At 59.2% G+C, this 26,383-nt stretch carries 23 protein-coding genes and 1 tRNA gene; 6 read left to right on the top strand and 18 right to left on the bottom strand.

What is annotated here, in order from left to right; translation table 11 throughout:
- Positions 1-93: 93 nt before the first annotated feature.
- Positions 94-180, top strand: a tRNA-Leu gene (locus AABA48_RS04435).
- 120 nt (positions 181-300) lie between these two features.
- On the opposite strand, the gene rlmB is transcribed toward AABA48_RS04435, so the two are convergent.
- The 10 genes from rlmB to AABA48_RS04385 all read right to left on the bottom strand — a co-directional run bounded on the left by rlmB (position 301) and on the right by AABA48_RS04385 (position 12,118).
- Complete coding sequence (gene rlmB, locus AABA48_RS04430) at positions 301-1,038, bottom strand: 23S rRNA (guanosine(2251)-2'-O)-methyltransferase RlmB (RefSeq protein WP_286349890.1); 738 nt, start codon at positions 1,036-1,038, stop codon at positions 301-303.
- Between the two features lie 19 nt (positions 1,039-1,057).
- Entirely contained in the window at positions 1,058-1,777 is a 720-nt protein-coding gene (gene pyrF / locus AABA48_RS04425; protein ID WP_010942107.1) for an orotidine-5'-phosphate decarboxylase, read from the bottom strand.
- Between the two features lie 23 nt (positions 1,778-1,800).
- Positions 1,801-3,513: a proline--tRNA ligase gene (locus AABA48_RS04420; protein WP_286349891.1), complete on the bottom strand. Its 1,713-nt coding sequence runs from the start codon at positions 3,511-3,513 to the stop codon at positions 1,801-1,803.
- Between the two features lie 16 nt (positions 3,514-3,529).
- On the bottom strand, positions 3,530-4,591 hold the full coding sequence (gene ispG / locus AABA48_RS04415; RefSeq protein ID WP_286349892.1) for a flavodoxin-dependent (E)-4-hydroxy-3-methylbut-2-enyl-diphosphate synthase: 1,062 nt from the start codon (positions 4,589-4,591) through the stop codon (positions 3,530-3,532).
- An 88-nt stretch (positions 4,592-4,679) separates the two neighbouring features.
- The gene (locus tag AABA48_RS04410) at positions 4,680-6,254 is read right to left on the bottom strand and encodes a tetratricopeptide repeat protein (protein ID WP_286349893.1); all 1,575 of its coding nucleotides are present in this window, start codon (positions 6,252-6,254) and stop codon (positions 4,680-4,682) included.
- 3 nt (positions 6,255-6,257) lie between these two features.
- Entirely contained in the window at positions 6,258-7,025 is a 768-nt protein-coding gene (locus tag AABA48_RS04405) for a polysaccharide deacetylase family protein (RefSeq protein ID WP_338271167.1), read from the bottom strand.
- Positions 7,026-7,029: 4 nt separating this feature from the next.
- Positions 7,030-9,447: a tetratricopeptide repeat protein gene (locus AABA48_RS04400; protein ID WP_338271166.1), complete on the bottom strand. Its 2,418-nt coding sequence runs from the start codon at positions 9,445-9,447 to the stop codon at positions 7,030-7,032.
- The gene (locus AABA48_RS04395; protein WP_286349896.1) at positions 9,444-9,638 is read right to left on the bottom strand and encodes a hypothetical protein; all 195 of its coding nucleotides are present in this window, start codon (positions 9,636-9,638) and stop codon (positions 9,444-9,446) included. Before AABA48_RS04395 ends, AABA48_RS04400 begins: the two co-directional genes overlap by 4 nt.
- On the bottom strand, positions 9,613-11,031 hold the full coding sequence (locus AABA48_RS04390) for a glycosyltransferase family 2 protein (RefSeq protein ID WP_338271165.1): 1,419 nt from the start codon (positions 11,029-11,031) through the stop codon (positions 9,613-9,615). Before AABA48_RS04390 ends, AABA48_RS04395 begins: the two co-directional genes overlap by 26 nt.
- Complete coding sequence (locus AABA48_RS04385; protein ID WP_338271164.1) at positions 11,021-12,118, bottom strand: HEAT repeat domain-containing protein; 1,098 nt, start codon at positions 12,116-12,118, stop codon at positions 11,021-11,023. The genes AABA48_RS04390 and AABA48_RS04385 overlap by 11 nt, the downstream gene beginning before the upstream one ends.
- Positions 12,119-12,279: 161 nt before the next feature.
- Between AABA48_RS04385 and rlmD the strand changes: the two genes are divergently transcribed.
- Positions 12,280-13,767, top strand: coding sequence for a 23S rRNA (uracil(1939)-C(5))-methyltransferase RlmD (gene rlmD, locus AABA48_RS04380; protein ID WP_286349899.1), 1,488 nt, complete (start codon positions 12,280-12,282; stop codon positions 13,765-13,767).
- Between the two features lie 51 nt (positions 13,768-13,818).
- Here the strand turns inward: rlmD and AABA48_RS04375 are convergent, their stop codons facing one another.
- From AABA48_RS04375 to AABA48_RS04365, 3 genes are all read right to left on the bottom strand, one after another.
- A complete protein-coding gene (locus tag AABA48_RS04375) occupies positions 13,819-14,685 on the bottom strand; it encodes an NAD(P)-dependent oxidoreductase (RefSeq protein WP_286349900.1) in 867 nt (288 codons plus the stop codon).
- A gap of 176 nt (positions 14,686-14,861) precedes the next feature.
- A complete protein-coding gene (locus AABA48_RS04370) occupies positions 14,862-15,518 on the bottom strand; it encodes an endonuclease III domain-containing protein (protein WP_286349901.1) in 657 nt (218 codons plus the stop codon).
- Positions 15,515-15,745 (bottom strand): hypothetical protein, encoded by a 231-nt coding sequence (locus AABA48_RS04365; RefSeq protein ID WP_286349902.1) that lies wholly within the window; start codon positions 15,743-15,745, stop codon positions 15,515-15,517. Before AABA48_RS04365 ends, AABA48_RS04370 begins: the two co-directional genes overlap by 4 nt.
- Positions 15,746-15,908: 163 nt before the next feature.
- Between AABA48_RS04365 and AABA48_RS04360 the strand changes: the two genes are divergently transcribed.
- Both AABA48_RS04360 and AABA48_RS04355 read left to right on the top strand, forming a co-directional pair.
- Positions 15,909-16,775 (top strand): PHP domain-containing protein, encoded by an 867-nt coding sequence (locus tag AABA48_RS04360; RefSeq protein ID WP_338271163.1) that lies wholly within the window; start codon positions 15,909-15,911, stop codon positions 16,773-16,775.
- Between the two features lie 24 nt (positions 16,776-16,799).
- Entirely contained in the window at positions 16,800-17,018 is a 219-nt protein-coding gene (locus AABA48_RS04355) for a hypothetical protein (protein WP_286349904.1), read from the top strand.
- Positions 17,019-17,078: 60 nt separating this feature from the next.
- Here AABA48_RS04355 and gptM read toward each other — a convergent pair whose 3' ends face one another.
- Positions 17,079-18,410: a geopeptide radical SAM maturase gene (gptM, locus tag AABA48_RS04350; protein WP_286349905.1), complete on the bottom strand. Its 1,332-nt coding sequence runs from the start codon at positions 18,408-18,410 to the stop codon at positions 17,079-17,081.
- 366 nt (positions 18,411-18,776) lie between these two features.
- On the bottom strand, positions 18,777-20,699 hold the full coding sequence (locus AABA48_RS04345) for a TonB-dependent receptor plug domain-containing protein (protein WP_286349906.1): 1,923 nt from the start codon (positions 20,697-20,699) through the stop codon (positions 18,777-18,779).
- Positions 20,700-21,221: 522 nt separating this feature from the next.
- Between AABA48_RS04345 and AABA48_RS04340 the strand changes: the two genes are divergently transcribed.
- Together AABA48_RS04340 and AABA48_RS04335 are read left to right on the top strand one after the other, a co-directional pair.
- The gene (locus AABA48_RS04340) at positions 21,222-22,115 is read left to right on the top strand and encodes an ABC transporter substrate-binding protein (protein WP_010942090.1); all 894 of its coding nucleotides are present in this window, start codon (positions 21,222-21,224) and stop codon (positions 22,113-22,115) included.
- Between the two features lie 14 nt (positions 22,116-22,129).
- Positions 22,130-24,088: an ATP-binding protein gene (locus AABA48_RS04335; RefSeq protein ID WP_286349907.1), complete on the top strand. Its 1,959-nt coding sequence runs from the start codon at positions 22,130-22,132 to the stop codon at positions 24,086-24,088.
- Between the two features lie 83 nt (positions 24,089-24,171).
- On the opposite strand, the gene AABA48_RS04330 is transcribed toward AABA48_RS04335, so the two are convergent.
- From AABA48_RS04330 to hgcA, 3 genes are all read right to left on the bottom strand, one after another.
- The gene (locus AABA48_RS04330; RefSeq protein WP_286349908.1) at positions 24,172-24,873 is read right to left on the bottom strand and encodes a carbonic anhydrase; all 702 of its coding nucleotides are present in this window, start codon (positions 24,871-24,873) and stop codon (positions 24,172-24,174) included.
- 89 nt (positions 24,874-24,962) lie between these two features.
- A complete protein-coding gene (gene hgcB / locus AABA48_RS04325; RefSeq protein WP_010942087.1) occupies positions 24,963-25,247 on the bottom strand; it encodes a mercury methylation ferredoxin HgcB in 285 nt (94 codons plus the stop codon).
- 12 nt (positions 25,248-25,259) lie between these two features.
- Positions 25,260-26,363 carry a mercury methylation corrinoid protein HgcA gene (gene hgcA, locus AABA48_RS04320; protein WP_262421263.1) on the bottom strand — a complete coding sequence of 368 codons (1,104 nt, stop codon included), beginning with the start codon at positions 26,361-26,363 and terminating at the stop codon, positions 25,260-25,262.
- Positions 26,364-26,383 lie beyond the last annotated feature (20 nt).

The following is a 26,383-nucleotide window of genomic DNA, read 5'->3' as shown; positions in this document are numbered from 1 at the left end:
GTCGAGGGGTGTCAACACATTTTTTATCGCCCACACAGAGGGCATTTCCCCTTGACGCTCCACCGACCTTGCATCTATAATCCGAACACTTTTGCCGGAGTGGTGAAACTGGTAGACGCAGCGGACTCAAAATCCGCCGGGGGCAACCTCGTGTCGGTTCGATTCCGACCTCCGGCACCAGCTACAATAGGGGCTTCCCGATGGGGAGCCCTTTTTTTATCCACAACGTTACCCACAAGCCGTCTGACACAATTTGACACAAAACCTTTTCCCGTTCAGGCACACACAACGTACACAACGTCAGGACTGACGCTGTCTCACCACTTCGAAGAGAACTACCCCTCCTGCCACCGAGGCGTTGAGCGAGCTCACCCCTCCTTTCAGGGGGATGGCCACGAGGAAATCGCATTTCTTCCGCACGAGGGGTCTGACCCCCTCCCCTTCACCGCCGATCACGATGACGACATTGCCGGTCAAGTCATGACTATAGAGTGACGAGGCCGCACTGTCGGCAGTACCGAATGCCCAGAACCCTTCTTCTTTGAGAGTTTCCAGCGCCTGGACGACATTCGTCACCTGGGTCACCGGAATCGTCTCTGTTGCGCCGGCAGAAATCTTTTCAACCGAAGCGGTTACGCCGGCTGCCCGGTCCTTGGGGATAATGACGCCATGGGCTCCGGCACAGGCGGCGCTTCGGATGAGCGCGCCCAGATTGTGCGGGTCCTGAATGCCATCCAGCACAAGAATGAGTCCCGGCTCCCCGGAGGATCGCCATGAGGCGATAATGTCTTCCAGAGCGGCGTACGCAAACCCTTCGACCCGCAGGGCAACACCCTGATGGTGGTCTGTACCGCAGAGACGGGCAAGGTCGCGCTTGTCGCGCGTTCGGACCGGCACCCCCCTTTCAGCGGCAAACGCGAGCAGTTTCTCCGTGCGCCGGTCGTGGGTTTCCCGGGAAACGAAAAGTTCGAAGGCCCTCCGCGATCCGCGCAGGGCCTCCATCACACTGTTGATTCCGTACAGAATTTCTTCTTTCACGCTGTGGTTCCTTTTTCCCTCAGCCGGCCATGATCTCGTCGAGAATCATTTCGGCTGCGCCGGCCGGGTCAGGGGCGTCGCCGATCGGGCGGCCGATAACGAGGTAATCCCCCCCTGCCCTGACCGCTTCAGCGGGAGTCATGACCCGCTTCTGGTCGTTGAGGGCGGCGAAGGCCGGGCGTACCCCCGGCGTGACGATGAGGAAATCGGGACCGCATGCCTCGCGGATGAGGGGGATCTCCCGCGGTGAAGCGACCACGCCGTCGATGCCGGCCTTCCTGGCCAGGGTGGCGAGCCGCACGACCATCTCCTCCACCGGCGATTCGATCCCCACCTGGCGCAGGGTCTCTTCGGTTGAGGAGGTAAGGATGGTAACGGCCAGCACCTTCGCTCTCTCCCCCCCCTTGAACTCCTTGTCCAGCGCCTCCACCGTGCGGGCCATCATCTCGTACCCTCCCAGGGCATGGAGGTTGAAGAGTTTTACTCCCAGCCGGGCTGCCTCAAGGGAGGCCATGGCAACGGTGTTGGGAATATCGTGGAACTTGAGGTCCAGGAAAACCTCTCCGCCGAATTTCTGGATCATCCGGACCGTGGCCGGCCCGCAGGCGGTGAACAACTGCTTGCCGACCTTGAACATGCCCACCCGGTCGGACAGGGTTTCGGCCCAGTACTGGACATGGGCGAATTCACTGGAATCGAGGGCGAAGATAACCTTCTCCCGCGCTTGATCTCTTGTCATAACGGTGATATCTCCTTGTACGGTTACCGGCCGAGGGCTTCGGCCACGATGTTCCGGACCTTTTCCACCGCGCCGGCCAGCGGAAGCAGTTCCACCTCGCCGGTCCTGCGGCTCTTGAGCTCCACCTTGCCGTCGGCCAGATTCTTCGAGCCGACCACCAGGCGAAGAGGTATGCCGATGAGGTCGGCGTCCTTGAACTTGATGCCTGGGCGCTCGTCGCGATCGTCGAAGAGCACCTCCACCCCTGCGGCGCGCAGGTCGAGATAGAGTGACTCACAGGCGGCCATGACCTCTGCGTCCTTGGTGTTGACCGCCGAGACGATGCAGTGGAAAGGGGCAATGGGAATGGGGAAGATGATGCCGTCGGCATCATGGTTCTGCTCGATGCAGGCGGCCACGGTCCGGCTGATGCCGATGCCGTAGCACCCCATGAAGATGATCTGCTCCTTGCCGTCGGCGTCCAGGTAGGTGGCACGCAGGGCCTCCGAATACTTGGTGCCCAGCTTGAAGACGTGCCCCACCTCGATGCCTCGCCACAGTTCGAGGTGTCCCGTCTCGCAACGGGGACAGGGGTCACCGTGGACCACGTTGCGGATGTCGGCATACTGAGCCGGGGTAAAGTCGCGGCCGATGGTGACGTTTTTCAGGTGCAGATCGCCGGCATTGGCTCCGGTAACGAAGTTCTTCATCCCCTGGACGGCCAGGTCGGCAACGATCTTGATGTTCAGCCCCATCGGGCCGGCAAAACCCACGGGAGCGCCGGTCACCCTGGTCACCATTTCCTCGTTGGCCATTTCCAGAGTCTCGCACCCCAGCAGGTGCTTGAGCTTGATCTCGTTCAGGTCGTGATCGCCGCGCACGAGAGCGGCCACGGGCGTGCCGTCGGCCACTACCAGCAGCGTCTTCACCAGGGCGGATGAAGGTATGCCGAGGAAGGCAGTCACCTCTTCGACGCTCCGCTTGGCCGGTGTCTCCACCTTTTCCAGAGGGCGCGGCTCGGCATGCTCGGCAGGGGCGGGCCGGGCCTCGGCCTTTTCCACGTTGGCAGCATACTCGCACTGATTGCACGAAACAATGGCATCCTCTCCCGAATCGGCGAGGACCATGAATTCGTGGGACGACGAGCCGCCGATGGAGCCGGTATCTGCCTCCACTGCCCTGAATCTGAGGCCGCAGCGCTGGAAAATCCGGCGATAGGCCTGGTACATCTTGTCATAGGAAAGATCCGAAGCGGAGCTGTCGACGTCGAAGGAATAGGCGTCCTTCATGATGAACTCGCGCCCCCGCATGAGGCCGAACCGGGGGCGGATCTCGTCCCGGAACTTGGTCTGGATTTGGTAGAGGTTGAAGGGCATCTGCCGATAGCTTTTGACCTCGCGGCGGACAATGTCGGTGACCACTTCCTCATGGGTGGGTCCGAGGCAGAATTCCGCGTCCTTGCGGTCCTTGAAGCGGAGAAGTTCCTTGCCATACTGTTCCCACCGGGTGGATTCCTGCCAGAGCTCAGCCGGTTGCACGCTCGGCATCAGCAACTCGATGGCGCCGGCACGGTCCATCTCCTCGCGCACGATTGTTTCCACTTTGCGGATGGAACGTAGCCCCAGCGGCAGATAATTGTAGATGCCAGCGGCAAGTTTACGGATCATGCCGGCACGGAGCATGAGCTGATGGGAGACCACCTCGGCGTCTGACGGGGTCTCCTTGAGGGTGGGGATGAAGCAGTTGGTGTAACGCATCGACTAACCTCTGAAATTAGTGTTTTTCAGCGAGTATCTTTTCGACTTCCGCAATCAGCGCATCGGCCATGTCGGCCTCCGGCACCTTGCGGACGATTTCCCCGTTGCGGAACAGGAGCCCCTCGCCCCGTCCGCCGGCAATCCCCACGTCGGCCTCGCGGGCCTCGCCGGGTCCGTTCACGACGCATCCCATGACCGCCACGGTGAGATGGGCGTCGATGCAGGAGAGACGCTTCTCAACCTCTTCGGCCACCCCGATGAGGTTGATCTGGCAGCGGCCGCAGGTGGGGCAGGAGACAAGATTAATCCCTTTTTGCCTGAGATTGAGCGCCTTGAGGATCTCGAAACCGACCCGCACCTCGTCCACCGGATCACCGGTGAGGGATACCCTCATAGTGTCGCCGATGCCGTCGGCGAGCAGGATACCGAGCCCTACGGCTGACTTGATGGTTCCGGAAAAAGTAGTGCCCGCCTCGGTAATGCCGATGTGAAGCGGGTAGTCGACCCGCTGGGCCAGGAGCCGGTAAGCCGCAACCGTCTTGGGTACATCCGATGCCTTGAGGGATATCTTGATCTGATCGTAGCCGAGTTCTTCGAGGATACGCACGTGGCCGAGGGCCGACTCGACCATGGCCTCGGCGGTCGGGTGGCCGTATTTCTGAAGAAGCTCCTTTTCCAGGGACCCGGCATTGACGCCGATGCGGATGGGCACCAGACGTTCCCGGGCCGCTGCCACCACCTCTTCCACCTTCCATCGTTCGCCGATATTGCCGGGGTTGAGGCGCAGACCATCAATTCCCCCCTCCAGCACCTTCAGGGCGAGTTTGTAGTCGAAGTGGATGTCGGCAATGACCGGGATGGGGCTTTGGCGTTTGATGGCGCCCAGCGCTTCGGCGGCTGCCATGTCGGGGACTGCGCAGCGGACGATTTCACAGCCCGCAGCCGCCAGGGCGTTGATCTGATCAAGGGTAGCGCCCGCGTCCCTCGTATCGGTGTTGCACATGGATTGCACCGCGCAGGGGGCATCGCCGCCCACCGGTACGTTCCCCACTCGGATCTGTCTCGTCTTGGCTTTCATAACGGGGCATAGTAGCCGGACAGTCGGCGAAAAGTCAAGAAATCGTGCCCCGTCCGGAGGTCCGAACGGGGCATGTCCAACCGGCTGATCAGAAAGAATAGGCGAAGCGGGTTCCGACGGAGTAGTACTCGAAACCGGAGGTGGCTCCGAGGGCGTAGTTGCCGAGCTCCCCGTTCACCTCACCCGTGAGGCGCTTGGTGAAGCGGTAGCCGAGGGTGCCGCTGAAGCCGCCGAAGATATCGTCGGTGTGATCGCCGTAGCGGTCGAAGGACTGGAACCCGCCGTAGGGCTCCGCATAGAGGAAGATGCGGTCGAGTTGCCAGTCGACGGAGACAAACAGCTGGTGAGATATGAAGTCATTCGGATCAAAATAGCCGCCGAAGCTCTGGCGGTCGAAATTGAGGTATCGGAAGCGATAGCCGGTCCGTACCGTGGGGTCGCCGGTGTAAAGGGTATAGGACGGAGCGATAAGCAGGTCATGGGCGCTGTTGTCGTCGGAGTAGTCGCGCCAGGAGTAACCGCCGAACAGGGTAAAGCGCTGGGTGATGCGCTGGCTGGCGCTGATGCCGGCGGAGAGGTATCTGATCCGGTTCTCCACCAGGGATGCGGTGTCGGTGAGAACGTCCTTGCGCAGGGAAAGACTTACACCGCCCCGCGCCACATCGGCATCGGCGTTGAGGCGCCAGGTCAGGTTCATGTCGGATGAGCCGCTGTCCAAACGGGCCACGCCGATACCGGCGCCGACACCGTAGCGGCCGGCCAGGCGCAGATAACCGCCCGCATCGAGGATGTCGGCATAGGTGTCGCCGATGGTATCGTTTACCGTGAAGTGGCGGTAGGAACCGGAGAGGCTCCAGTCACCCCGGCGATGGGTGTAGGCAACACCGAAACGGTCCGCCTTGTTGTCGTCCGAATCGCCATAGCGGGTGTAGGACGCCTCGACCGTATTGGCGGTGGTGTTTTCGATTTCCTCCCGGAGCCTCTTAAGGTCCCGCTCCTGGTAGGGGAAGCGGGGTTTGAGGATGGCGGCATTGGCGGCCGCCTCCTGTTTGTTGCCGGTCTGGAGCTGGGCAAAGGCAAGGCCCAGGCGGGTATCGAAGTCGTCACTCCCCGCCAGAATCAGTTGGTAGAGCGGCAGGGCCTGGCTGCTGTTCCCCTGCCAACGGAGGGCGTTGGCCTTGACCAGGAGCGCATCCCGGTCTCCGGGCCGGGCGGCCAGGACACGGTCGGCCTCGGCAATGGCATCGGGCTGGTCGCCGCGCCAGGACAGGGTCCGGGCCAGATGGGTCCGGGCAGTGGTGTTGTCCGGCTCGTCGGCAACCACGGCGCGCAGCGCGAAGATCGCATCGTCCAGCCTGTTGGCCCACGAGACGGCCACTGCCATCCTGATCCGTTCAGTCGTTGGAAAGCCGTGGTCGAGCGCCAGAGCCGCGACGTACTCATCAGCTGCTTCGGTATACTGATCTTTTTCTGCGTACAGATCGCCCAACTCCTTGTGGAGCATCGCCTTTTCCCGTACCGCGGAGGCCTGGCCGATGGTGGCGCGATAGGCTGTCACCGCCTCGTCTATCTTCCCGCCCCGGAACAGGTCGGCCGGCGCCGAAGCCAGTGCCGCGCAGGGCATCACCACGAGCATGACTGCCGGGATGATCGTCTTCATCATTCTTCATTCCCCCCTGAGATAGTTACTGAACGAAACAAGGTCAAGCCGATTATCGATATTGAGCCGCGGGATCGCCGCCGGATCGGTTCCGCCGTCCACATACCCCTCGTTGGAGGTGAGAATGTGCACAAATCCGGCCTGCCGGGCAATCTGAACCCGTTCGGAGGTGTAGATTCCGTAGGGCCAGGCAAGGAGCGTGGCCCGCCGTCCCATCTCCCGTGACATGGTCTGCTGAAAGAGCTCCAGATCTTCAGCCAGTTCGCCGGTCGAGGCATGCCGCAACCGCTCGATCGCGTGGAGATAATAGGCATGGCACCCCACCTCCACACCCCGCGCCGCCAGATAGCGATACTCGTCCCAGCTCAGCATGGGCCGGCGGCCGTCCCGTTCCAGCCAGGTCCCCACATGACTGCCGATGACCGAAATGGCGGCCGAGAAGCCATACTGAAGCAATAGCGGATGGACATAGTCCAGAAACGAGGCATAGCCGTCGTCAAAGGTAATCACCACCATTTTGCCGGCAGTTGCTCCCCGTGCGGCCAGGGCTTCCCCCACTGTCACGGCCCGGTAGCCGGCTGCATGGAGCCACTCCATGTGAGCGGCAAAGAGCGCGGGTGAGATGGTGAAGGGGTCGTGAAAATGGTTGGAGACATCGTGGTACATGAGCACCGGCAACACCGCCTCCTTCCGGGCCGAGACCGGCAGCGGAACGGCCATGGCGGCCAGCGCAGCGCCCCCGATGATCAGAAATTGCCTGCGGCTCACGTTCACGGCATCACTCCGGCATCCGGTCGAGCACGTCCCGGTAGAGGTAGTAGCTCCGCTTGAGATAGGTGTGGTACAGGGGGTGGTTCCACCCCTCCCATTGATAGCGCCGGATGGCATCCGGGCCGAGACCGGCGGGCAGGGCGTCGGCTAGATTGGTTCGCCCGCCCGTGGGACGGGCGGCGAGCCCCTCGCCCGACGGGCGATAAGAACAAGCGATGGCGGCAATGCCGTCGGTGGTGCGGGTTTTGCTCCCCTGTTCCGCCATCCAGAGGACCTGCCGGGAACTGGGGTCGGTGACGTTCAGGAGACCCCAGGGCAGCCGAAGCTCCATAAGGGTGCCCGAGACATGCCAGTCGGCCAGGGAGTCGAAGCGGGGACTCCGCGGATCGAGACTGCCGAAGCGCAGCCCGCTCATGGAGAAGACCCGGGAGGGATAGAACCGGGAGCCGTCCTTGCTGATGCGGCGGTGATTGGTGATGTTCTGCATGACAACCCATTCTCCCGTATCGGACGGCACGGGACGGACCGGCAGCCCCTCATTGAGATATTTGTCGTAAAAACGGCTCACCAGGATGCGGCTCGTGCCCTCTCCGGCCAGATGGATCAGGAAGGTGAGCCCCAGCGGGCTTCGGGCGTTGGTGCCAAAGGGGAGCAGCGTCTCCCCGGCCTTCGTCCCACAGGTATCAAGGCCGATCAGGTAGTGGGCCGCGTTGAAATCAACCGGCTCGGCCGTTTCGAGACAGAGATAGAAAAATCCCTCGTCGTGCCGCGCTGAAAGCCGCACGAGGGTTCGCGCCCCGTCGCGGCCGTCGCCGAAACGGTGCAGGAGGCCGCCTCCCCTCTTCTCCTGGAGGTGTATGGCGTCGCGCCATTCTTCACGTCGCCCGGCAAGAGTCACAACCTTGCCGGGATAGCCGGGATAGGCGGCCATAAGACCGTAGGTCTGCTCGGCATCCTGGTGATTGAACCAAAAGGGGTTGCGTTCGGCCGGAAGTTCGTAGGGGAGAAAGACCCAGTTGCGCTTGAACCACTCGTCAAACCAGCTGAACAGCATCCCCCCGGCAAGCCCCGCGTCGCGGATGGCCTCCATCATGTGACCATTGATTTTCCCCTGGGATATCTCGTCATGACCGCCATGGTGCCAGCCATCCCGCTGCCAGTGAGTTGCCTCACGGCTCGACGGCACCCCAAACTCGGCAATAACCACAGGCTGCCGGCCATGGTGGCGTCTGAGCCGTTTCAGGTACTCCCGGTAGGGGTTGTCGGCATCCAGGAAATCGTTGTTGAGAAAATCGGGATAGTAGGGGTAGACGTGATAGGTGGCAAAGAACCCCGCCCCCTGCCGCGAGGCGATGCGCGCGGGGTCGAAGGTCTCCACGTCCTCGTCTTCATTGCAGACGTCCACGTTCACCTGGAAACCCTGGCGAATGAGCCCCTCCTCGTAGGTGGACTCCGACGGATGGGTCATGGGGTCCAGGGTCGGCCAGTTGATGGTGGTCACCGGGTGGGTGCAGCCATAGGTGGCATGTTCGTAAGACTGGAGGTAGTCGCAGGTCTCGGCGGCCCACTGTTCGAAGGGGAGCCCGTCGTCAACCTTCAGGAACTGGCCGGCGAAACCGCCCCGCTTGCGGCCGTGGCGGCCGTTGAAAGCGCGTACCGCGCAGCTTTCCCATTCACGTCCGACCACATAGGCGGCAGTCCAGGGGGAAACGTCGCGGCGGTAAGAACCGTGGGGCAGGCCGGGTCGCTCGGGGAAGTCGGCACTGCCGCAGACCGCGTCCACCGCCTCGCGAATCTGCCGATGGGCATACGCCAGAAAGTCCCGGCCGCGGAAATCGCCATCTTCGGGCAGCTCCAGCCAGATTCCCTGAAACAGGAAAAGCCGTCCCCCCTGCTCGTTATGATCGGCCAGCGCTTCGTAGAATCCAGGGGACTGCACCGCGTAGACCCGTAGCGAGTTCACCCCCAGCTCTCCCATGAGCCGGAACCACCGACGATAGGTCTCCCGGTGAATAGGGTACTCGCCCGGGAAGTACCCCGGCAGGCCCAGCCCCAGGTTGATTCCCTTGATGAAGAACCTGCGCCAGGAACCATTCTCCTTGATCTGAAGGAAATCCTCGCCGGCTCGGAAACGGCATCCGCGGCCCCCGCTGGTCCGCGCCGGCACGGCAGGTCTGCCGATCCGTTCGATCCACTCGTTGGCATCCCGGTCGGCTGGCTCCAGGTCGAGGGCCTTGGCAAAGGCCCAGCGAGCTGCCGGCGGATCACCGAGCCGGTGAAAGGCAAGGCCCAGCCCCACGAAACTCCGGGCGGTCGGACCCGTCTCCTGGGCCCGCCGGAAGATGTTGACCGCCTCCTGGCAGTCGCCCCGTTCCAGGGCCGTGAACCCGAGAGCCACATAGTCGATCCGCGGCTTGTCCGTCATAGTCTGCTCCACAAGCCGGCCGTACCCCGCACGAGTTTCGCAATCGCCCCCTGGACGGCCACCTCCACGGGACGGAACCATTCGTAGGAAGACAGGAGCATGAACGTCACGTAGGTGAGAAACAGGGCCAGGAGCAGCACCCGCGGCAGCAGATAGAGAACCCTGCTAGGCAACCGAGCCAGACACTTCACCTTCGATCTCCTTTCGTTTGGGCTTGCCCCATCCCTTTTTCCAGAACATGAACGTGGCGATGAGCCGCTCCACCACGATGATCTGCCGGTACCCGAAAAATTCGAGCAGGCCGAAAAGGCAGAGTTTCAGAATGTCGCGCACCCCCTTGTAGCGCTTGTAGATGAGGTTGTCCAGAAAGATGGAACCGAGATTGATCCAGGTTCCCCAGAGAACGGCAAGGAGGAAAAAGAGAATCGCAAACTCGCGATTCACCTGACCCAGAAAAAAGAGAAGCACGAACCCGAAATAGCCGATAAATTCAACAGCCGGCCCTAACAGTTCAACCATGACGAAATAGGGGAACCCGAACAGGCCGACCATGCCGTAGCGTGGGTTGAGGAACATGCCCCGGTTGTGCCAGAGGCTGTCGATGAGTCCACGGTGCCAGCGATTGCGCTGCTTGAGGAGCGATGCCATGTCCGAGGGGACCTGGGTCCAGCAGACGGGATCGGGCACGAAAACAACCTTGTAGCGTATCCGGTTCTGCCGGCAGTGGCGGTGAAGCCGTATCACCAGGTCCATGTCCTCGCCCACACTCTCCCGGTACCCCTTGACGGCCATCACCATGTCCTTGCGGAAGATGCCGAAGGCCCCGGAGATGATGAGCAGGCTCCTAAAATAGTTCCACGATGTCCGCCCCGAGAGGAACCCCTTGGTGTACTCCACGGTCTGGAAGCACTCCAGCATCCCCCGGGGGGCGCGGACCTCCTTGACGATGCCGTCTTCCACCTCGCAACCGTTGAGGACCCGCACGATGCCGCCGGTGGCCACGACTTCACGGTCTTCCACGAAAAGCCGTGTCGCACGGATGAGAGCGTCGTCCTCAAGCACGGAATCGGCATCGATCGAACAGAACAGGGGGTACTGGGAAGCGTTTATCCCCGCGTTGAGAGCGTCGGCCTTGCCGCCGTTCTCCTTGTCCAGCACGAAGAGCTGGGGATGGTCCACGGAAACGTACTTGGCGAGGGTCGGCCGATGGGGGACATGCAGGCCGATGGGCTTGTCGATCCGGACAAGACGGAATTCGCTGATGAGACTTTCAAGAGTGCCGTCGGTTGACCCGTCGTTAATGACGATGACTTCGTACTCGGGATACCGGAGGGCAAGCAGCGACTTCACCGAGGAAACGATCGTCTTTTCCTCGTTATAGGCGGGCACGAGAATCGACAGGGGCCTATAGAACATCCCATTGAGCACGTTGTCGATGCTCTGGCTCGTGACGGCATTCAGGTAGTTGCGGATGTCGCGCAGGGAGATGATCGTGAACAGAGTGTAAAACCCGTTCAGAACAATGAAATAAATAAAAATAACCGGCTGGATCGCCAGCAGGAAGGCCACGATATCAGGAAGCATAGATGAGCCTCTTCAACACGTACTGTGAAACATCGCGCACGAACCGGTCCTCGCTCCGGGTTGCATCCACGAGGACTTCGAGCCCCGCCTCTCCCATTCTGGAGAGCGAGAGTGCGGAGTTAATCCGCACGTGGTAGCTTTCGTCGTGGAGTAGTTGCCGCAACGAACCCAGAACTGCCGCGGAGTAAAGGTGGGCACTCTTGGCGGCAACGCCTCTGATTCGCCAATCGGCATCCCGGAGGCATTCGTTCAAAAGCACCTCCATGTCCACCGCTGAAAAACGCTGCAGCGTACGGATACAGGCGATCCGCATCTCGGCCACTTCGTGGAAGCGGCGGAAGCAGTCAGCCGCAAGATCCTTGGCAATGAGGAACATCTCGCTGCCGCACGCCTGGATGATATCCCGCTTGAGAATGACCGGCAGCGCTTCTTCGTCCATGAGCGATGTGAGCAGTTCCAGCAGTTCCTGCTCCTGATCCCGCTCGCGGAACGCACGAATAATATTGGTGTAAATATATTCATTGAACTTGGCTGACATGAACAGGGGATCTTTCAGAACCCGATTGATGAACGGCACGTCGTCACGGTCGGCAATCACGCTGAGAGCCCAGACGAGCTTGGGAATGATCCGCGTATCCCTCTCGGTATCGAGCAGTGAACGAAACAAGGGCTTCAGCTCGGGAAAGCCGAAATAGCCGAGTTTCTCGACCGCCACATACCTCTTCACCCACGAACGGGACCGGACGCGAGCCCGGTAATAGGCATCGATGCCCAGTTCGCGGATGAAGCATCTCACGCTGGCGGCCATGGCGCCGGAGACGTTCACGAGCATAGTGGCGAATACAGCGCCAAGGGCATCGTACTCCAGTGCCGTGGTCGGCTTCGGGATCGCAAGGGATGGTTCATAGCATTTGTGCGTCAGCTCTTCGAGATACCGCTCCTTGAGAGCTGCGAGACGGCGGGTGCGCCTCTCCACATGAACTTTGTGGAACAGGAGCGTCAGGAAAAGGCCGAGCGTGACGACAAAGAGCAGGATATTCACCGCAACGATGAAATCCCTGATCATGCCGGTATTTAGCAGATGCAAGTAAAGCTCGACCATTTCTCAGATGCCCCCCGAACCGCTAGCCATTGCATGGGAAAATTGAAAATATTAGTAAAAATATTCTCAGGATGCAACTCAAACCACTGGTCATCCACCGGCCTGGGTCATTGACAATCCTTGAAGATTCCTGTTTAACTGAAGCCATGAATAAAAAACGATCTCCCAAAACCGTACTCGCAGCCGGCCCCTCCTCCAAACGAGGAGATCTGATTGAGCTCGCCGTTACCGCTCTTGACGAAGATGGAAACGGTATCGGCATCCATGACAGCACCAACGTCCATGTGACAGGGGCTTTGCCTGATGAACGGGTACGGGCACGCCTCACCCACATGGGCAATAAGCACTTCCATGCCGAAACAGTCGAGGTGCTCACCCCCTCGCGGACAAGGCTCTCACAGATACCCTGCACCAGGGTCGGCAGTTGCGACGGCTGTCCGCTGATCGTTATGCATTATCCGGACCAGCTAAATTGGAAGCGCACCTTCACCGAGCGTCAGATCCGCCGCTACCAGACGTTGGGCGCTGCGGAGGTGCTGGAGACACTCCCCTCCCCCAATCAGCTTCACTATCGCAACTCGGCGAAACTGGTGGTTTCTGGAACGTTCCGCCGCCCGGTGATCGGTATCTACCGGCGCAACAGTCATCAGGTCATGGATATCGGCGCCTGCCCCCTCCACCACCCTCTTATCAACCAGGTCGTAACAGCCGTAAAGGAGGGAATCGCCAAGTGCAAGGTCCAGGTCTACAATCCGCGGACCGGAAGCGGCATTCTCCGTTATCTGGTGGTACGGATTTCGGAGCGGACAGGCACGGCCATGGCGGTTTTCGTCACGGTCGACCGCAACTACAATGAAATCCACCACCTGGCGAAGCACCTGCAGCAGCGCGTCCCCCAGGTTGAGGTAGTTGTCCAGAACGTCAACTCATCGGAGGGGAATGTCATCCTCGGACAACGGGACTACTTCCTGACCCGCCAGCGTGCTCTTACGGAGGAGTTGGGCGGCATCCGCTTCACCATTTCACCCAGGTCCTTTTTTCAGGTAAACAGCGGCGGGGCCCGGATCATATACGAGACGGTCCGCCAATGGAGCAGCCTGACCGGCAAGGAGTCCGTTGTCGATCTCTACTGCGGCATCGGCGGCATCGCACTCTTCCTCGCAGGTACGGCCCGCGAGGTTCACGGCATTGAAGTGGTGGAAGCGGCGGTGAACGACGCCGAAAGCAATGCCCGGCTGAACCGCATCCACAACTGCAGCTTCGAGGCGGGTGATGCAGCCGAACTGCTTGAGGAACTCGTGGAGGAGGGTGAACGTCTTGACCTGGTCGTACTCAATCCGCCGCGAAAGGGATGTGACGCTGGCGTTCTCAATAAAGTTGCCGCAGCCGGGCCTGCGCGGATAATCTATGTATCTTGCGCCCCTGCCACCCTCGCCCGCGACCTGGACATCCTCGCCGGCCTGGGGTATGCCACTCTCCGGGTTCAACCCGTCGACATGTTCCCCCAGACCCCGCACGTGGAGAACATAGCCCTGCTGGTCAAGGAGTTGCCGCGCAATGACCGGCTTGAGTCGCCGGCCAAGGAGCTCAGCCGCCCCCGGCGCCACCACAAGACAAAAGGGGGAGCCGTCTGAACGGCCCCCCCCTTTTGGGAACATCAATCATGCAGCTTTCCGCAGAAGCTGTTATTTTCTGAGCACCTTCACGACCGAAGAGAAGTCTTCCTCTCCCCGCCCGTCCTTGACGCCCTGCTCATAGGTGGCGCAGGCCACCTTGGCTGCCGGCAGCTCCAGTCCCAGCTTATCAGCCTTTTCCAGCACCAGCTCCAGTTGCTCGTGCACGTATTTAAGGGCCAGATTCCGGGTGAAATCACCACGGGCAATGCTGCGCCCCTTTGAGTGGAAGAGGGGCGAGGCCACTCCGCCCGAATCGAGCACTTCAAGAATCCTGTCAGCGGTGAATCCAAGCTTCTCTCCGAACACGATGGACTCGGCAAGGGCTTGCATGAGTTCGGCCTGGACCAGGTTCACCACAAACTTCATCCGGGTAGCGTCTCCGATGCTTCCCACATGGATGATATTCAGCCCGAAGAAGGAGAACAGTTCGCGGCAGCGCCCGACCAGCGAGGGATCCCCTCCCGCCAGGATGGTCAACAGGCCGTTGGCGGCATGTTCCTTGGTTCCCCACACCGGCGCGTCCAGGTACATGACGCGATGCTTGGCGGCCTCATCGGCCATCTCCATGGTGCTCGTCAGGGAGTGGGTTCCCATGTCGACAAGGATCGTGCCGGGGTCAATTCCCGCGAAAATCCCGTCAGGACCGTAGATGTCGGGACGAAGCCGCTCTTTCTCAGGACGGATGTGGATGACGATATCCCTTCCCTTGGCAGCCTCACGGGGCGTGGCTGCTCCCGTGGCGCCCAGGGCCGCCAGATCAGCAACCGCTGCCGGGTCAGAATCATAAACCGTCAGTTCGTAATTCCCCTTCAAGAGGTTGGCAGCCATGTGCCGCCCGACCGTACCCAACCCCAAGAAACCGACTTTTCTCAGCATATAATGCCTCCTGGTTCGCATGATAAAACACTGTCACGGATGGTTCACAATAGTACATGCTCTTGTGCGCCGAGACAATAGTCCAGTTTAAAATACGGCACATCAAACTGAAAAAAAGATACCGTTAAATGTTTCCACCGGCAAATGATTTTCGAACATTACCGGTTCCCGCGGCACTATCGGTGCTTCGCAACCCCTACGCGGTCGCACCATTGGGCAAGGACACAAGTTGAACAGCGGGGGGAAACGGGAGTGCAGTGATTCTGGCCAAAGGTGACAAGGTAGTCGTTAATTACCAGCCAATAGCGGTGCGGAAGGATACGGCGCAGAGAAAACTCCGTGTCCTCAGGTGTCTTGGTCCTGATGTATCCCCAGCGATTGCAGATCCGGTGGACGTGGGTGTCGACGCAGATTCCCGGCTTCCCGAAACCGAGAGTGATCACCAGGTTCGCCGTTTTGCGCCCTACCCCCTTGAATGCGAGAAGCTCGTCGAGTTCATCGGGAACTCTGCCGCCGTACCGTTCCAGAAGGAGACGGCAGATATCGAGGATCTGTTCGGCCTTGGTGCGGTAAAAGCCCACCGGATAGATGGCCTTCTCGATGTCGTCCTTTGACAAACGTACCAGTGCGGCGGGTGTATCCGCCAGCGCGAAGAGACGCTCCGATGCCGGTCCGGTAGTCCGGTCCTGGGTGCGTAGCGACAGGATGCAGGAGACGAGAACCTTGAAGGGATTGCCCTCCCGCTGCGAAACGATGGTCACGGCGGGGGACGGCCACTGTTTCACGGCCTCCGCCAAGCCGGCCATGACGACGTGGATATCGCCTTCGTTCATGATAATCCCCGGTTTCTGAAAATGCGCATCAGGAGCACACCAAGGATCGACAACGATATTCCCACGCAGAAAAAGAGATACCCAAGGGTTCTTCCGTCTCCCCAGCCGAGGAAATCACGGCCGTCCATGAATCCGATCAGGTACAGCCCTGCAAACGTCAACAGCCCGCCGAGCACATAGAGCCCCATCGCAACGACCGCCAGAGCGATCCCCTTATCCTTGACCATTAAAGTCTCCCTTTCCTTCCATGCCTGGCCCAGCCTGCAACCGGGCATTCTATCGGAATGGACCAATCATGGCAACGTCAATGTGAAAACTCTCCCATGTATACATTAGCCCCTTGCCAAGGCCGTCATGGCGTGGTTTAGTTGACAGAGAGGGTGGCACACCATGAAACTGATCGATCTTCACGTTCACTCATACCATTCCGACGGAGTTCTTGCCCCGGCTGTCCTGGTCGCCATGGCCGCCGAGCGGGGACTGGCATCGCTCGCCATTGCCGATCACGATGCCGTCGAGGGCATTGACGAAGCAATGGCGGAAGGCATGCGGCTCGGCGTCGACGTCATCCCCGCCGTGGAGCTTTCCGTTGAGCTGGGACGCTTCAGCGACGTGCACATTCTCGGCTACTGCATTGATCACCACGATCCAGCCTTTCGCGATAAACTCGCCGGTTTCAGGGCCGCGCGCGACAACCGGGGCAAGGCGATCCTCGATAAGATCAACCGCCGACTGCTCCACTCCCGCAAGGCGCCCCTCTCCTATGATGAGGTCCTCTCCATGGCCGGCGGCGCCGTGGGCCGACCTCATATCGGCCGCGTACTGGTCGATAATGGGTATGCGAGGGACATGGAAGATGCCTTTCGGCGCTATCTGATCCCCTGTAACGTACCGAAGCGCTATATGCCGGCCGGCGAGGCGATTGCCGAAATCCGCCGCATAGGCGGCGTGTCGGTGTTAGCGCACCCCCCGACCATCACCGAAGATCGGCGGCGGTTGCGACAGGTAGTCGAACAACTGGCGCAGCTGGGACTTGACGGACTCGAAGTGTTCAATAACCTCTGCTTCAAGGACGACATGCTCTACCTCGAGCGCCTCGCCGAGGAATTCGGGCTGCTGATGACGGGAGGATCCGACTTCCACGGTTTCGAGGACGACGTGGAACTGGGGAGCGGCCGCGGGGGTCTTGCTGTTGCCCACAGCTTGGCGGAAAAGGTAAAGGAACTGGCAGCGCAACGAAAACACTCCCACGCCTGACAACCGGCATCAAGGGTGACGCCCATGGCCGACGCACGGGAAGTTCTCGAAATCATGAAGGAAGTTGCCAAATTGAGAATCGCCATGCTACGGGACGGCACGACATTCCATCAGGGAGACAGACGCGCCTACTTTCTCCAGCAATACGAGGAAAAGCTTGCGCAGATCGAACACCTCATCCGCAGGATCAGCATTCATATCGTCGGTCCGGATGAAACAAACCGACCACGCCCGACCAAGTAACAGTTTCCAGCAAAAAAGAAGAGATCGCTACACGCTATACACCCTCAGACCCGCATCACCTCAATCCGAGTCGCCGTCCGTATCGGAGGCATCCTCGCCCGGCTGGTGGCGGTATTTCACCTCAAGGGCGAGAAACGGCCCCACAATAGCATCGAACAAATCCCGGCCACAGGACACGCGGTCGATCCTGCCATGCTCCAGGTAACCATAATAGCGACAGCCTCCGAAACAGAGGGGCAGATAGGCGCAACTCAGGCACTCATCGTTCTTCCACGCCCCAAGGCCATGGCTGGCGGCATGATCAGACAGGCCGTCATCAAGGCTGCCTGCCGCAAGCCCTTCAATGCCGATAAAGGCAGGACAGCGGTAGAAGGTCCCATCATGGTTCACAATGAGTGAGTCTTCGGCTTCAATGGCACAGTAATGAGGAGAAAGCCCCGGTGCGGGAAATCCTCGGCGCAGAAGCTCCTCACGGATAAAAAGGGTGGCATCCTTGAGCCAGGGTTCATTCACCGACGCGCACCCTCCCGTAAACTCGGGGAGTGCCCGATTCTCTCCCGCCGACATGACTGCATTGAACCGCATCAGAGCGAGCCGTTCCGGACCGAGGCCCTCTGCCACGAGCAGATCGAAGAGACGAGGATATTCCCGGTAGGTCTCGGGAGTGAAGTTGCCGCCGATCTCCAGGGCTATGAGATCCGCAACGGCCTTGAGGTTGGTGAGAATGACGGAAAAACTCCCCTCCCCTCCCACGAACGGCCGGGCCGCATCATGGATATCCGGAGGACCGTCGAGAGTAACCGTTGCACCGACAAGACCCAAGGGGATGAGTTCCTCCACCAGTTCCCGGGTCAGGAGCGTTCCGTTGGTTGTCAGGGAAAAACTGAAGGACAGGCCGCGGGCATCCATCACTTCCTTCAGAGGGCGGGCAATGCGCCGAATGGTGGGAACGCTCAGAAGCGGTTCGCCGCCGTAGAACCTGAGTGACAGCGATCTCCCCTCGGCAACGGGGCCCGAAACGAGGTACGCCACCAGGCGATCCGCCGTGTCGTCGTCCATGAAATGCGCCCCCCTCCTGTTTCCCTCGAAACAGTAAGAGCAGGCAAGGTTGCAGCTCAGATTCAGGATGACCAGGGCGGCAAACGATCGACTCGCACGGTTGCTTTCATCAACAAAGGAGCACATTTCCTGCTGCTCACTGTCGTGATCGGGCACGAGAAAACCCAGTTCGGCCAGGGTCTGCTCCTCGTCGGCGTCGAGCCCTCCGGCACCGATGGCAGCCAGCAACTCATCATCCACCAGGATGAGCGCTCCCCGCTTGGCGGAAAACAGAATGGACGTGCCCGGCCAGTCCGGGCAGGTAGTAATAATCACATGGCGCGATAAGACCACAAATCACCTCATCGGGCAGTTTCGCCATCAACAATGCTGTGGGACGGCACGGGTTCACCAAAAGAAAAAGGGGAGATTGCTCTCCCCTTTTTTGCGATCAGACTGCATCCCTTACTTAATATCCAACTCGGCCAAAAATTACGAGGCAAATATAACCGGGCTGGTTCGGGTTCCGGACGGACCCTGCGTTGAGGACGGCAATGCGAGCTGACTTTTTCATGTCTGTGATCTCCTCCCTCCTGGATAAATGGCACGGCGACTGCCTCAAAAGTAATTGCAAACACATTCCTCTGTCAACCAATATTTTTCAGTAATTATATGAATCAAAACAATTAACAACTACCAATCTTACCCCTCTGAGCAACACTAGAAATCAAATCGTACTCCCCCCTCGAACCAGCGTCTGGGGTTTCTGAGAGTGGTATCGACGTACTGTGAGCCATTAAACAGGTTACGGACTGAGAGGAAAAGTTCCACCTGGAGCCGATCATCCCGGTAGATACGTCGTGCTGCGTTCAAATCCCAGACCATGGCACCATATCTGCCCTGATTGGAACTATCCGCATTCCACCAGATGTACCGTCCCGCGAGGTTTGCCCTTGTATCCTTCAGATCGTCGAACAGAAGGATTGCACTGACCGTTTGCCGAGCCGCAAAGGGAATTCTCTGATGTGTCTCACGATCAGTCGAATCCACAAAGGTATAGCCAACTCCCATCGTTGTAAAAAGAAACGGGATGGTCTTCACCTCCACTTCAACCCCTTGCCGCCGCTGCTTTTCCTGGTTTTCATAACGAACCCGGCCATCATCTGTGGGCGTGGCAACCAAGGCACCAGAAACATCATGCAGGAAAAAGGTCGATTTGAGCCAGAGGTAACGAAGAAGAGACGTCTCGAATCCGGCCTGCCAGGAGAGAACCTTTTCCATCTTCAAGTCGGGGTTGGGGACTAAGGCAAAACCGTCGCCCATCGTATGAGTTACCGGGGGCACCGTAAATCCCCGCGCCACGGCGCCACGCAGCACCGTGTGCTCACCGATGCCCCAGGTAACCCCGAGACTGGGGCTCAAAAAATCACCGTTGGTGGTGGTGTGATCGAAGCGAATCCCCGGGGTTATTGTCAAAGGTCCCAGCACAATCGTGTCATTGGTAAAAATAGCTGCCTTTGCAATGTGCGAACGGACAGAAGATCGCCCGACTCCTGCGACATCCTGTTCCAGCCTAAAATCACCCCTGTCAAACTCCGCCCCGACAGTCAAGCTGTGGTTACCGGTACGCCAGACGAGCTTGGTTGTGGCTCCGAAGGAACGGTCATCCAGCAGCGAGGCATCAACGAGTCCGGTATCAAGGGCGTGGCGGAGCTGATCGTATTCCAGCCATTGGGAGCGGAGCGAAAGGTCCCAGTCGATCCGCTCGGTAAGAGGGAGCGAGATGGAGAGCGTCGTCAACAGATTGTCGAACGTATTGTCATAGGACGTTCGAGCAACGGGGTCCATTTGGTCGCCGCGGTCGCCGGCGCTGTAGCCGAGAGAGAAGCGTAGATCTCCGCCGTCGGGCAACTGGTGGGTCAGCTTCAGGTACGCCCGGTCAGTATCGACGCTGTTATGGGGAAGGAGCCCGTCGGAGTGGAGCTTGCCGCCGGAGAGATAGTAGCCGAACTGTCCCACCGTGCCGGTGAGTTCGCCCCGGTAGTCACCGGTGAACCGCTCACCCAGAGACGCCGACACCATGCCGGCCGCGGCCCTGTTCTCCTCGGGGGACTTGGTGATGACGTTGATGATGCCGCCCAGAGACGACCCCCAGGAGGTGGAGGCTGGTCCTTTGATGATCTCGACCCGCTCGATATTCTGCACCGGGATAGCGCCTACATCGGCAAAGTTTGAAGAGGTACTGGTCTGCGAGACCCCATCGATCAGAACGAGTACCTGATTGGGATTCGACCCCTGGATACCGGGGAAGGCGAGACTGCCGGGACCGCCCCGCCAGTCCTGCTGGACACCGGTTATGGTGACCAGAACGTCCGCCAGGGTATGGGCGTTCAGGTTCCTGATTTCTTTGGCGGTAATAACAGTAATGTTTTCGGCCACCTGGGAGACGGGCTTGGGATCCCGAGTGGGGGTCACCACCAGTTCCTTGTCCTCGTAGAACATCTCGAGGACTCTCATCTCCTCGTCGGCCTGGGCCCAGGCGTACCCCTTGGAACCTGTCGGGGCAAGCAGTACCGACAGGCCGAGCAATCCGATAACTGGAATAAGATTTCGTCTTCTGTTCTCAACAAGTCGAATGTCCATCCGCCCCCCAGCCCCGGAACGGGATATGCCTTACCTGGTGTCGCGCTTTGCGGGTTCAGCCATGCAAAAAAAATTCCGATCCAGGCTCGGCGGCCATCTGCCGTCGTATCTGCTGTCATCAGCAGAAATCATAAGATTAATAACAATTCAAAATTACTGGCTTATCGCCTCACCATGTGGTACAAAATTGATCGATTACTGCATTTTTTACGCAAAATGGCACTGAAATGGCAAAATAATAACTCCATGCGGACTGTTCAGCCAGGGGGTATACCTCTTAAGACCTCACAGATATCGGTATCAAATGAGAGTCTGGCGCATTGAATCTGCGCAAAAACTTTGTCAAACAAATGACACACGCAGCCTTTGAACTGCTGCGTCTTTGACGTTTGCCCCGGAGGCCCCATACAGATGGCCAACACGTTATCGAAGCACTGGGTGCTGGGCAAGTCACAGTATACACCATATTGCTCTACGTCGCTCAACCTAACAGAATCATTACTTTTTGTCTACTAGAACCACATGACCAGAATAATTCTTCTCATTCTCGCAATCATCCTTTTGACCGAGCCCTGTAATGCGGCCCAGAAGGTTTTCGTGCTTCAGAGCGTGAGAGTAGCCCCCTATGAAGAGGCTCTCCGGGGGGTGAGAAGCGTTGTGAGCGGGACCATCAAAAGGGTCGTTATCTCGGAAATGGAAGGGGTCGATGTGGCGCGAATGGTGCGCGACGAGCGCCCGGACGTGATTCTGGCGATCGGGGCAGAGGCCCTGACCAGGGTAAAGCGGGTCAAGGACACCCCCATCGTCTACCTGATGGTTCTCGATCCCCAGAACACCCTCACCGCCGGCGACAACCTGACCGGCGTCAGCATGAACGTCCCGCCCGAACGGCAACTGGCGGCACTGCAGAGCCTCATGCCGCGACTGAGGAAAATAGGAATTCCCTACAATCCCTCCCGGTCCGGCGTGCTTGCGCGCAAGGCCCAGGCCGCGGCCCGCTCGATGGGGATCGAGCCGGTCGCCCGTGAACTCCGCTCTGCCCGTGATGTGGTCCCGGTGGCGGAAGGACTGAAGGGGGAAGTGGACGCTATCTGGATGCTTCCCGACACCACGGTGGTGACTCCCGAAAGCATAGAATTTCTCCTCCTTTTCTCACTCACCAACAGAATTCCCATTCTGACGTTTTCAGACAAGTACGTGCAGATGGGCGCCATCATGGCGCTCGACATCGACCCCTACGACCTGGGGAGGCAAGGCGGGGACCTGATCAGGCGAATACTGTCGGGTGCTCCGGTGGAGCAGGTCCAGCGAGTCGAACCCCGCAGCATGGTCATGACGGTTAATGCGAAAGTTGCGCGTAAACTCGGTCTGACACTATCCGAAGAGGCCCTGGGAAGGGCCAGGGTAATTCGATAGGAGAGACCATGGGCATGCACGACACGCTAAAACAACGGCACGACAGTCTTGGTCTCAGGTTTTTCCTCCTCTTTGCATCAACGATCGCCGTTATATCCATATCGTTCACCGTTCTGTTTTACCAGCAGCAGCGACGCATACTTCGGGAAAACGTCACCCATGAGGGTCAGATTCTCGCACGCCTCCTGGCCCACAACGCCCGGCTGGGCGTCTTTGCGGAGAACGGCGAACTACTCAAAGACCCGGTGGAGGGCATTCTGCAGCATGATGGGGTACTTTTCGTCTCGGTCATTTCAGCAGCCGGCACCCCCATCAGGGAGCAGGCCCATGAAAAGATGCTCAAGACTCCGGAAAGGAAAATACCAAACTGGAGTGTGCATTTCAGCGATACACGCTCAAGTAGAGTCCCCCACACCTTCGAGGAAGCCGAGCTTTTCGAGTTCTGGGCGCCGATCGTCTCCATCGCTCCGTTCCAGAGCACCGATGCGCTGATCCTAGGACACGAGGCGCAGGGCAAGGAAAAGATCCTGGGGTATGCCCGTATCATTGTGGACAAACACCCCCTCAAGCGACGTCTCGACACGCTTTTGCTCATCTGCAGCACCCTTACCGGCGGATTCCTGGTATTGAGCACCATTCTCACGTATCTTGTGGTACGCCGGATCACCAATCCGCTCGACCGACTCACTGTCGGCATTAAGGCATTGGAGCAGGGTGGCGCTTTCGTCCCGGTAAAGGTCGAGCGCAATCACGAAATCGGACGCCTGGCCAATGCCTTCAACCATATGGCGGAGACGCTTAAAAAGCGCGAAGCGGAGAAAGAACTGCTGGCCGAAGAGCTGCGTCACGCCCAGAAGATGGAAGCAATCGGTACCCTTGCAGGAGGGGTGGCCCACGACTTCAACAATATCCTTACGGCTATCGTCGGCTTCGGCACGCTCCTGCAGCGCAGTCTGAACAAAGATAACCCCTACCAGATTTATGTGGACCAGATACTTAACGCTGCCGATCGCGCCACGACGCTGGTAAAACGGCTGCTGGCCTTTGGCCGCAAACAGGTTATCACGCCCCTCCCCACTGATTTGAACGGGATCATCCAGAGTATCGAGAAACTTCTGGCCCGCCTCGTGAGCGAGGATGTGGAGTTCAAGGTATCTCTCTTCAACGAACCTCTCGTCTGCCATGTGGATTCAGGACAAATAGACCAGATACTCATGAATCTCGTAACCAATGCCCGCGATGCCATGCCGTCAGGAGGGACTCTCACGCTGACGACCGATGCGACGGTTCTGAACGAAAATTCCTTCAGTTCGCTGGAACAGTGCCGGCCGGGACGTTATGCCGTTCTGACCGTCAGCGACACGGGCCTTGGCATGGACCAGGAGACAAAAGAGCGTATTTTTGACCCCTTCTTCACAACAAAGGAGGTTGGAAAAGGCACTGGTCTCGGCCTGTCGATGGTATATGGCATCGTGCGACAACATGAAGGGTTCGTCACCGTTGATTCCGAACCGGGCGCCGGCACCACCTTCCGCATCTATCTTCCGATCGTGGCATTGACGGCGAGACATGAAGAGGAAGCACCACCGATCGTGGCAAAGGGGAACAGGGAAACCGTCCTGCTGGCGGAGGACGACAAAGCGGTCAGAAAGCTTTCCCGTCACGTGCTCGAACGTAACGGTTACGAGGTAATTGAAGCAGCCGATGGAAACGACGCGGTCAAAAAATTTGCCGAGTCCGCCAACAAGATCGATCTCGTCCTGCTCGACGTGGTGATGCCCGGCAAGAACGGCCAGGTTGCCTTCGAGGAAATGAAACGAATCCAACCAGCTATCAAAGCCCTCTTCATCAGCGGCTACACCAAGGACATCATCGGCAGCAAGGGTTTCCTGGCCGAAGATATCAATTTCATCGCCAAACCGGTCAAGCCTGATCAACTGATCGCACGAGTACAGGAAGCATTGAAGAGCTGAACGAGTCCCTAAGCAGCATCCGTACACAAAAAAGCCCGCCGAAGCGGGCTTTTTTGTACATTCCCTCCATCTGAGGAGAGCTGTTATTTCTTGCCATCCATGAGGACAACCGTTCCGTCATCAAGATCGTATTTAGCCTTCACGATCTTCAACGTACCTTCCTTGACGAGGTGCCGGATAACGGGCGATTTCCTGGTCAGGCTGGCAGCAACGAGATCCAGATTAGCATCGGTAGCGGCCTCAACAACTTCAGCCTTCGACTTGCCTTTTCCTTCCTTCAGGGCTTTTGCGGCGGCAGGAGCAATGGTCTTGACAATGGATCCGATATTGCCCTCCGCCTTTCCCTTGGCCTCAACGGTGGCAGTCACCGCACCACAGCGCTCATGTCCGAGGACCATGACAAGGGGCGATCCGATATGTTCAGCCGCATACTCGATGCTGCCAAGGACGACCGGGTCGGGAATGTTACCCGCCACGCGAACCACGAATATTTCACCCATGGTTTTATCAAAAATAATCTCGGGCGGAACACGAGAGTCTGAGCACGAAAGAATTATCGCGTAAGGTTTTTGCCCCTTGGCCAATGATTCGCGCTTGGCGGTGTCGCTGGCGCTGCACGTTTTCATCTGCCCCGCCACATACCGCTTGTTGCCGTCCATGAGCTGTTGCAGAGCCTCGTCCGCCGTTACGCCCACGCCACCGGATCCGAATGCCAGAACAGCGGAGATAGCCACCGCGCCGGCGCCCAAAAACATCCCTCTGACCATGGAACTTCTGTTCTTCATGCCGCTCCCTCCCTGGATGCAATGATTTGTAATCATTAATTATCAGCCCCACATTGCCATGTCAATCACGAAATTCCACCCAAGATGGATCAGCAGCACCTGCCCCCCCTGCTACCGACAACACCGGCCAGCCACTCATTGATCATCCCCGATGCGCAGCCTACCCCGGCATCCACACGGATCGCACTTGCAGGGCAATTCACCGCGCAGGCCCCGCACTCCATGCAGTCGTCACGTGCGACAACCTCCGCCTTTGAGCCTTCCAAACGAAATACCTGATGCGGGCAAACCTCAACACACATGCCGCAACCAACGCATTTCTCTCCGATAAACTCCAGGGTGGCGACATTGGCAAGATACTGGAAACCGATCATGCTACCTCCCGGTCAAGATAACAGGAAACTGCCGAACAGCCATGACGTGAGCCCTGCCACGAGCGCGGCGGTCATGACGGGAAGGGCGACCCGCATCTCCTTCTTGACACCCGAACGCGAGGTAAAGGGCGTACTTCCGGTAAACGTCAGGGCGAGGAATGAGCAGACAGCGGGGGTAATGAAAAAGAGCGCTGCGACCTCGTGAAGAGAGACCATGCCGCGCCCGGACCAGACAAGGAGAGCCGCGAGCAGCAGGCCGAGCGAGGCCCCCTTCACAGCAAAGCTTCGGCCGGGAAGCCATGGCAGCAGAAGTGGAGCGCCAACGGCTCCGGTCGCGATCGTCGCCCCCCAGGCGATAGCCGCGGGAACCGCCCTCTCTGGAGAGAATGCCCCATCCGAAAATCCCGCGGCCAGCACAATCAGAGCCATGACAGGCAGCCCCCATTTACAGGCGGCAACCAGCTCGATGGGGGTGAGAACAAGCCGTTCGACAGTTGTGAACGTGAGCTGCCGCATGGCAGACGTCGCGATCATGCCGTTATCCAGATATGCCGGCAGGTCTGCGGCCCGGATAGTGGCATACCTGACCTTAAAGCCAGTGCGCTGTCGCACCAGATGGGCAGCCACACCGGGAGCCCCCAGCATTGGCAGCAGCAGCGTGCGGTGATTCACTATCCGCGACAAACTGGTGAGGCCGACTCGCTTGACGATCTCGTCGGTGCCGAAGGTCCCCTTGCCGGCGGCGCACCAGACATTAATGCCGTGGGTTTCCAGAACCAGAAGCCAGATGTCTCTGCCGGCCAGCTCCCACCGGACACTATCGTAGCTCATCTTGTAGTTGGCAGTGACCACCACCGGGGTCCCGGGGCCGGGAGCGCCAATGGCGTACAGACCGGGCGGCACCAAGTACGACATGCGTCCGATACCCCAGCGTGCCTGCCAGGCTCCGAGGGTATCGCGCATCGCCAGTTGCGTGGAGATGACCGGCACGCGCCCCGCCGGGGTATCGAGCCAACGAAGGAAACCCGGCACATTTTCGTTAATGGTCCCGCTGACCGCAGGCGTCTTTGGACCTCAACAGGGGGGGCGATCCACGTCGGGACCGGGCTGACTCATGCCTCTTCCTCCAGCATCGT

The organism is Geobacter sp. 60473 (genome assembly GCF_036323535.1).
In the GTDB taxonomy this organism is placed as follows: domain Bacteria; phylum Desulfobacterota; class Desulfuromonadia; order Geobacterales; family Geobacteraceae; genus Geobacter; species Geobacter sulfurreducens.
The sequence above is the reverse complement of the archived record's forward strand: the minus strand, read 5'-3'. Positions and strand labels throughout refer to the sequence as shown.

Excerpts from the sequence above, each read along its gene's own strand:
- AABA48_RS04345 (WP_286349906.1), bottom strand. The coding sequence starts at position 20,699 with ATGGACATTCGACTTGTTGAGAACAGAAGACGAAATCTTATTCCAGTT.
- AABA48_RS04390 (WP_338271165.1), bottom strand. The coding sequence starts at position 11,031 with ATGCTTCCTGATATCGTGGCCTTCCTGCTGGCGATCCAGCCGGTTATT.
- AABA48_RS04375 (WP_286349900.1), bottom strand. The coding sequence starts at position 14,685 with ATGCTGAGAAAAGTCGGTTTCTTGGGGTTGGGTACGGTCGGGCGGCAC.
- hgcB (WP_010942087.1), bottom strand. The coding sequence starts at position 25,247 with ATGATCGGTTTCCAGTATCTTGCCAATGTCGCCACCCTGGAGTTTATC.
- AABA48_RS04335 (WP_286349907.1), top strand. The coding sequence starts at position 22,130 with ATGCACGACACGCTAAAACAACGGCACGACAGTCTTGGTCTCAGGTTT.
- AABA48_RS04330 (WP_286349908.1), bottom strand. The coding sequence starts at position 24,873 with ATGAAGAACAGAAGTTCCATGGTCAGAGGGATGTTTTTGGGCGCCGGC.
- AABA48_RS04340 (WP_010942090.1), top strand. The coding sequence starts at position 21,222 with ATGACCAGAATAATTCTTCTCATTCTCGCAATCATCCTTTTGACCGAG.
- rlmD (WP_286349899.1), top strand. The coding sequence starts at position 12,280 with ATGAATAAAAAACGATCTCCCAAAACCGTACTCGCAGCCGGCCCCTCC.
- AABA48_RS04400 (WP_338271166.1), bottom strand. The coding sequence starts at position 9,447 with ATGACGGACAAGCCGCGGATCGACTATGTGGCTCTCGGGTTCACGGCC.
- ispG (WP_286349892.1), bottom strand. The coding sequence starts at position 4,591 with ATGAAAGCCAAGACGAGACAGATCCGAGTGGGGAACGTACCGGTGGGC.
- AABA48_RS04360 (WP_338271163.1), top strand. The coding sequence starts at position 15,909 with ATGAAACTGATCGATCTTCACGTTCACTCATACCATTCCGACGGAGTT.
- pyrF (WP_010942107.1), bottom strand. The coding sequence starts at position 1,777 with ATGACAAGAGATCAAGCGCGGGAGAAGGTTATCTTCGCCCTCGATTCC.
- AABA48_RS04420 (WP_286349891.1), bottom strand. The coding sequence starts at position 3,513 with ATGCGTTACACCAACTGCTTCATCCCCACCCTCAAGGAGACCCCGTCA.
- AABA48_RS04370 (WP_286349901.1), bottom strand. The coding sequence starts at position 15,518 with ATGAACGAAGGCGATATCCACGTCGTCATGGCCGGCTTGGCGGAGGCC.
- AABA48_RS04355 (WP_286349904.1), top strand. The coding sequence starts at position 16,800 with ATGGCCGACGCACGGGAAGTTCTCGAAATCATGAAGGAAGTTGCCAAA.
- AABA48_RS04410 (WP_286349893.1), bottom strand. The coding sequence starts at position 6,254 with ATGATGAAGACGATCATCCCGGCAGTCATGCTCGTGGTGATGCCCTGC.
- AABA48_RS04365 (WP_286349902.1), bottom strand. The coding sequence starts at position 15,745 with ATGGTCAAGGATAAGGGGATCGCTCTGGCGGTCGTTGCGATGGGGCTC.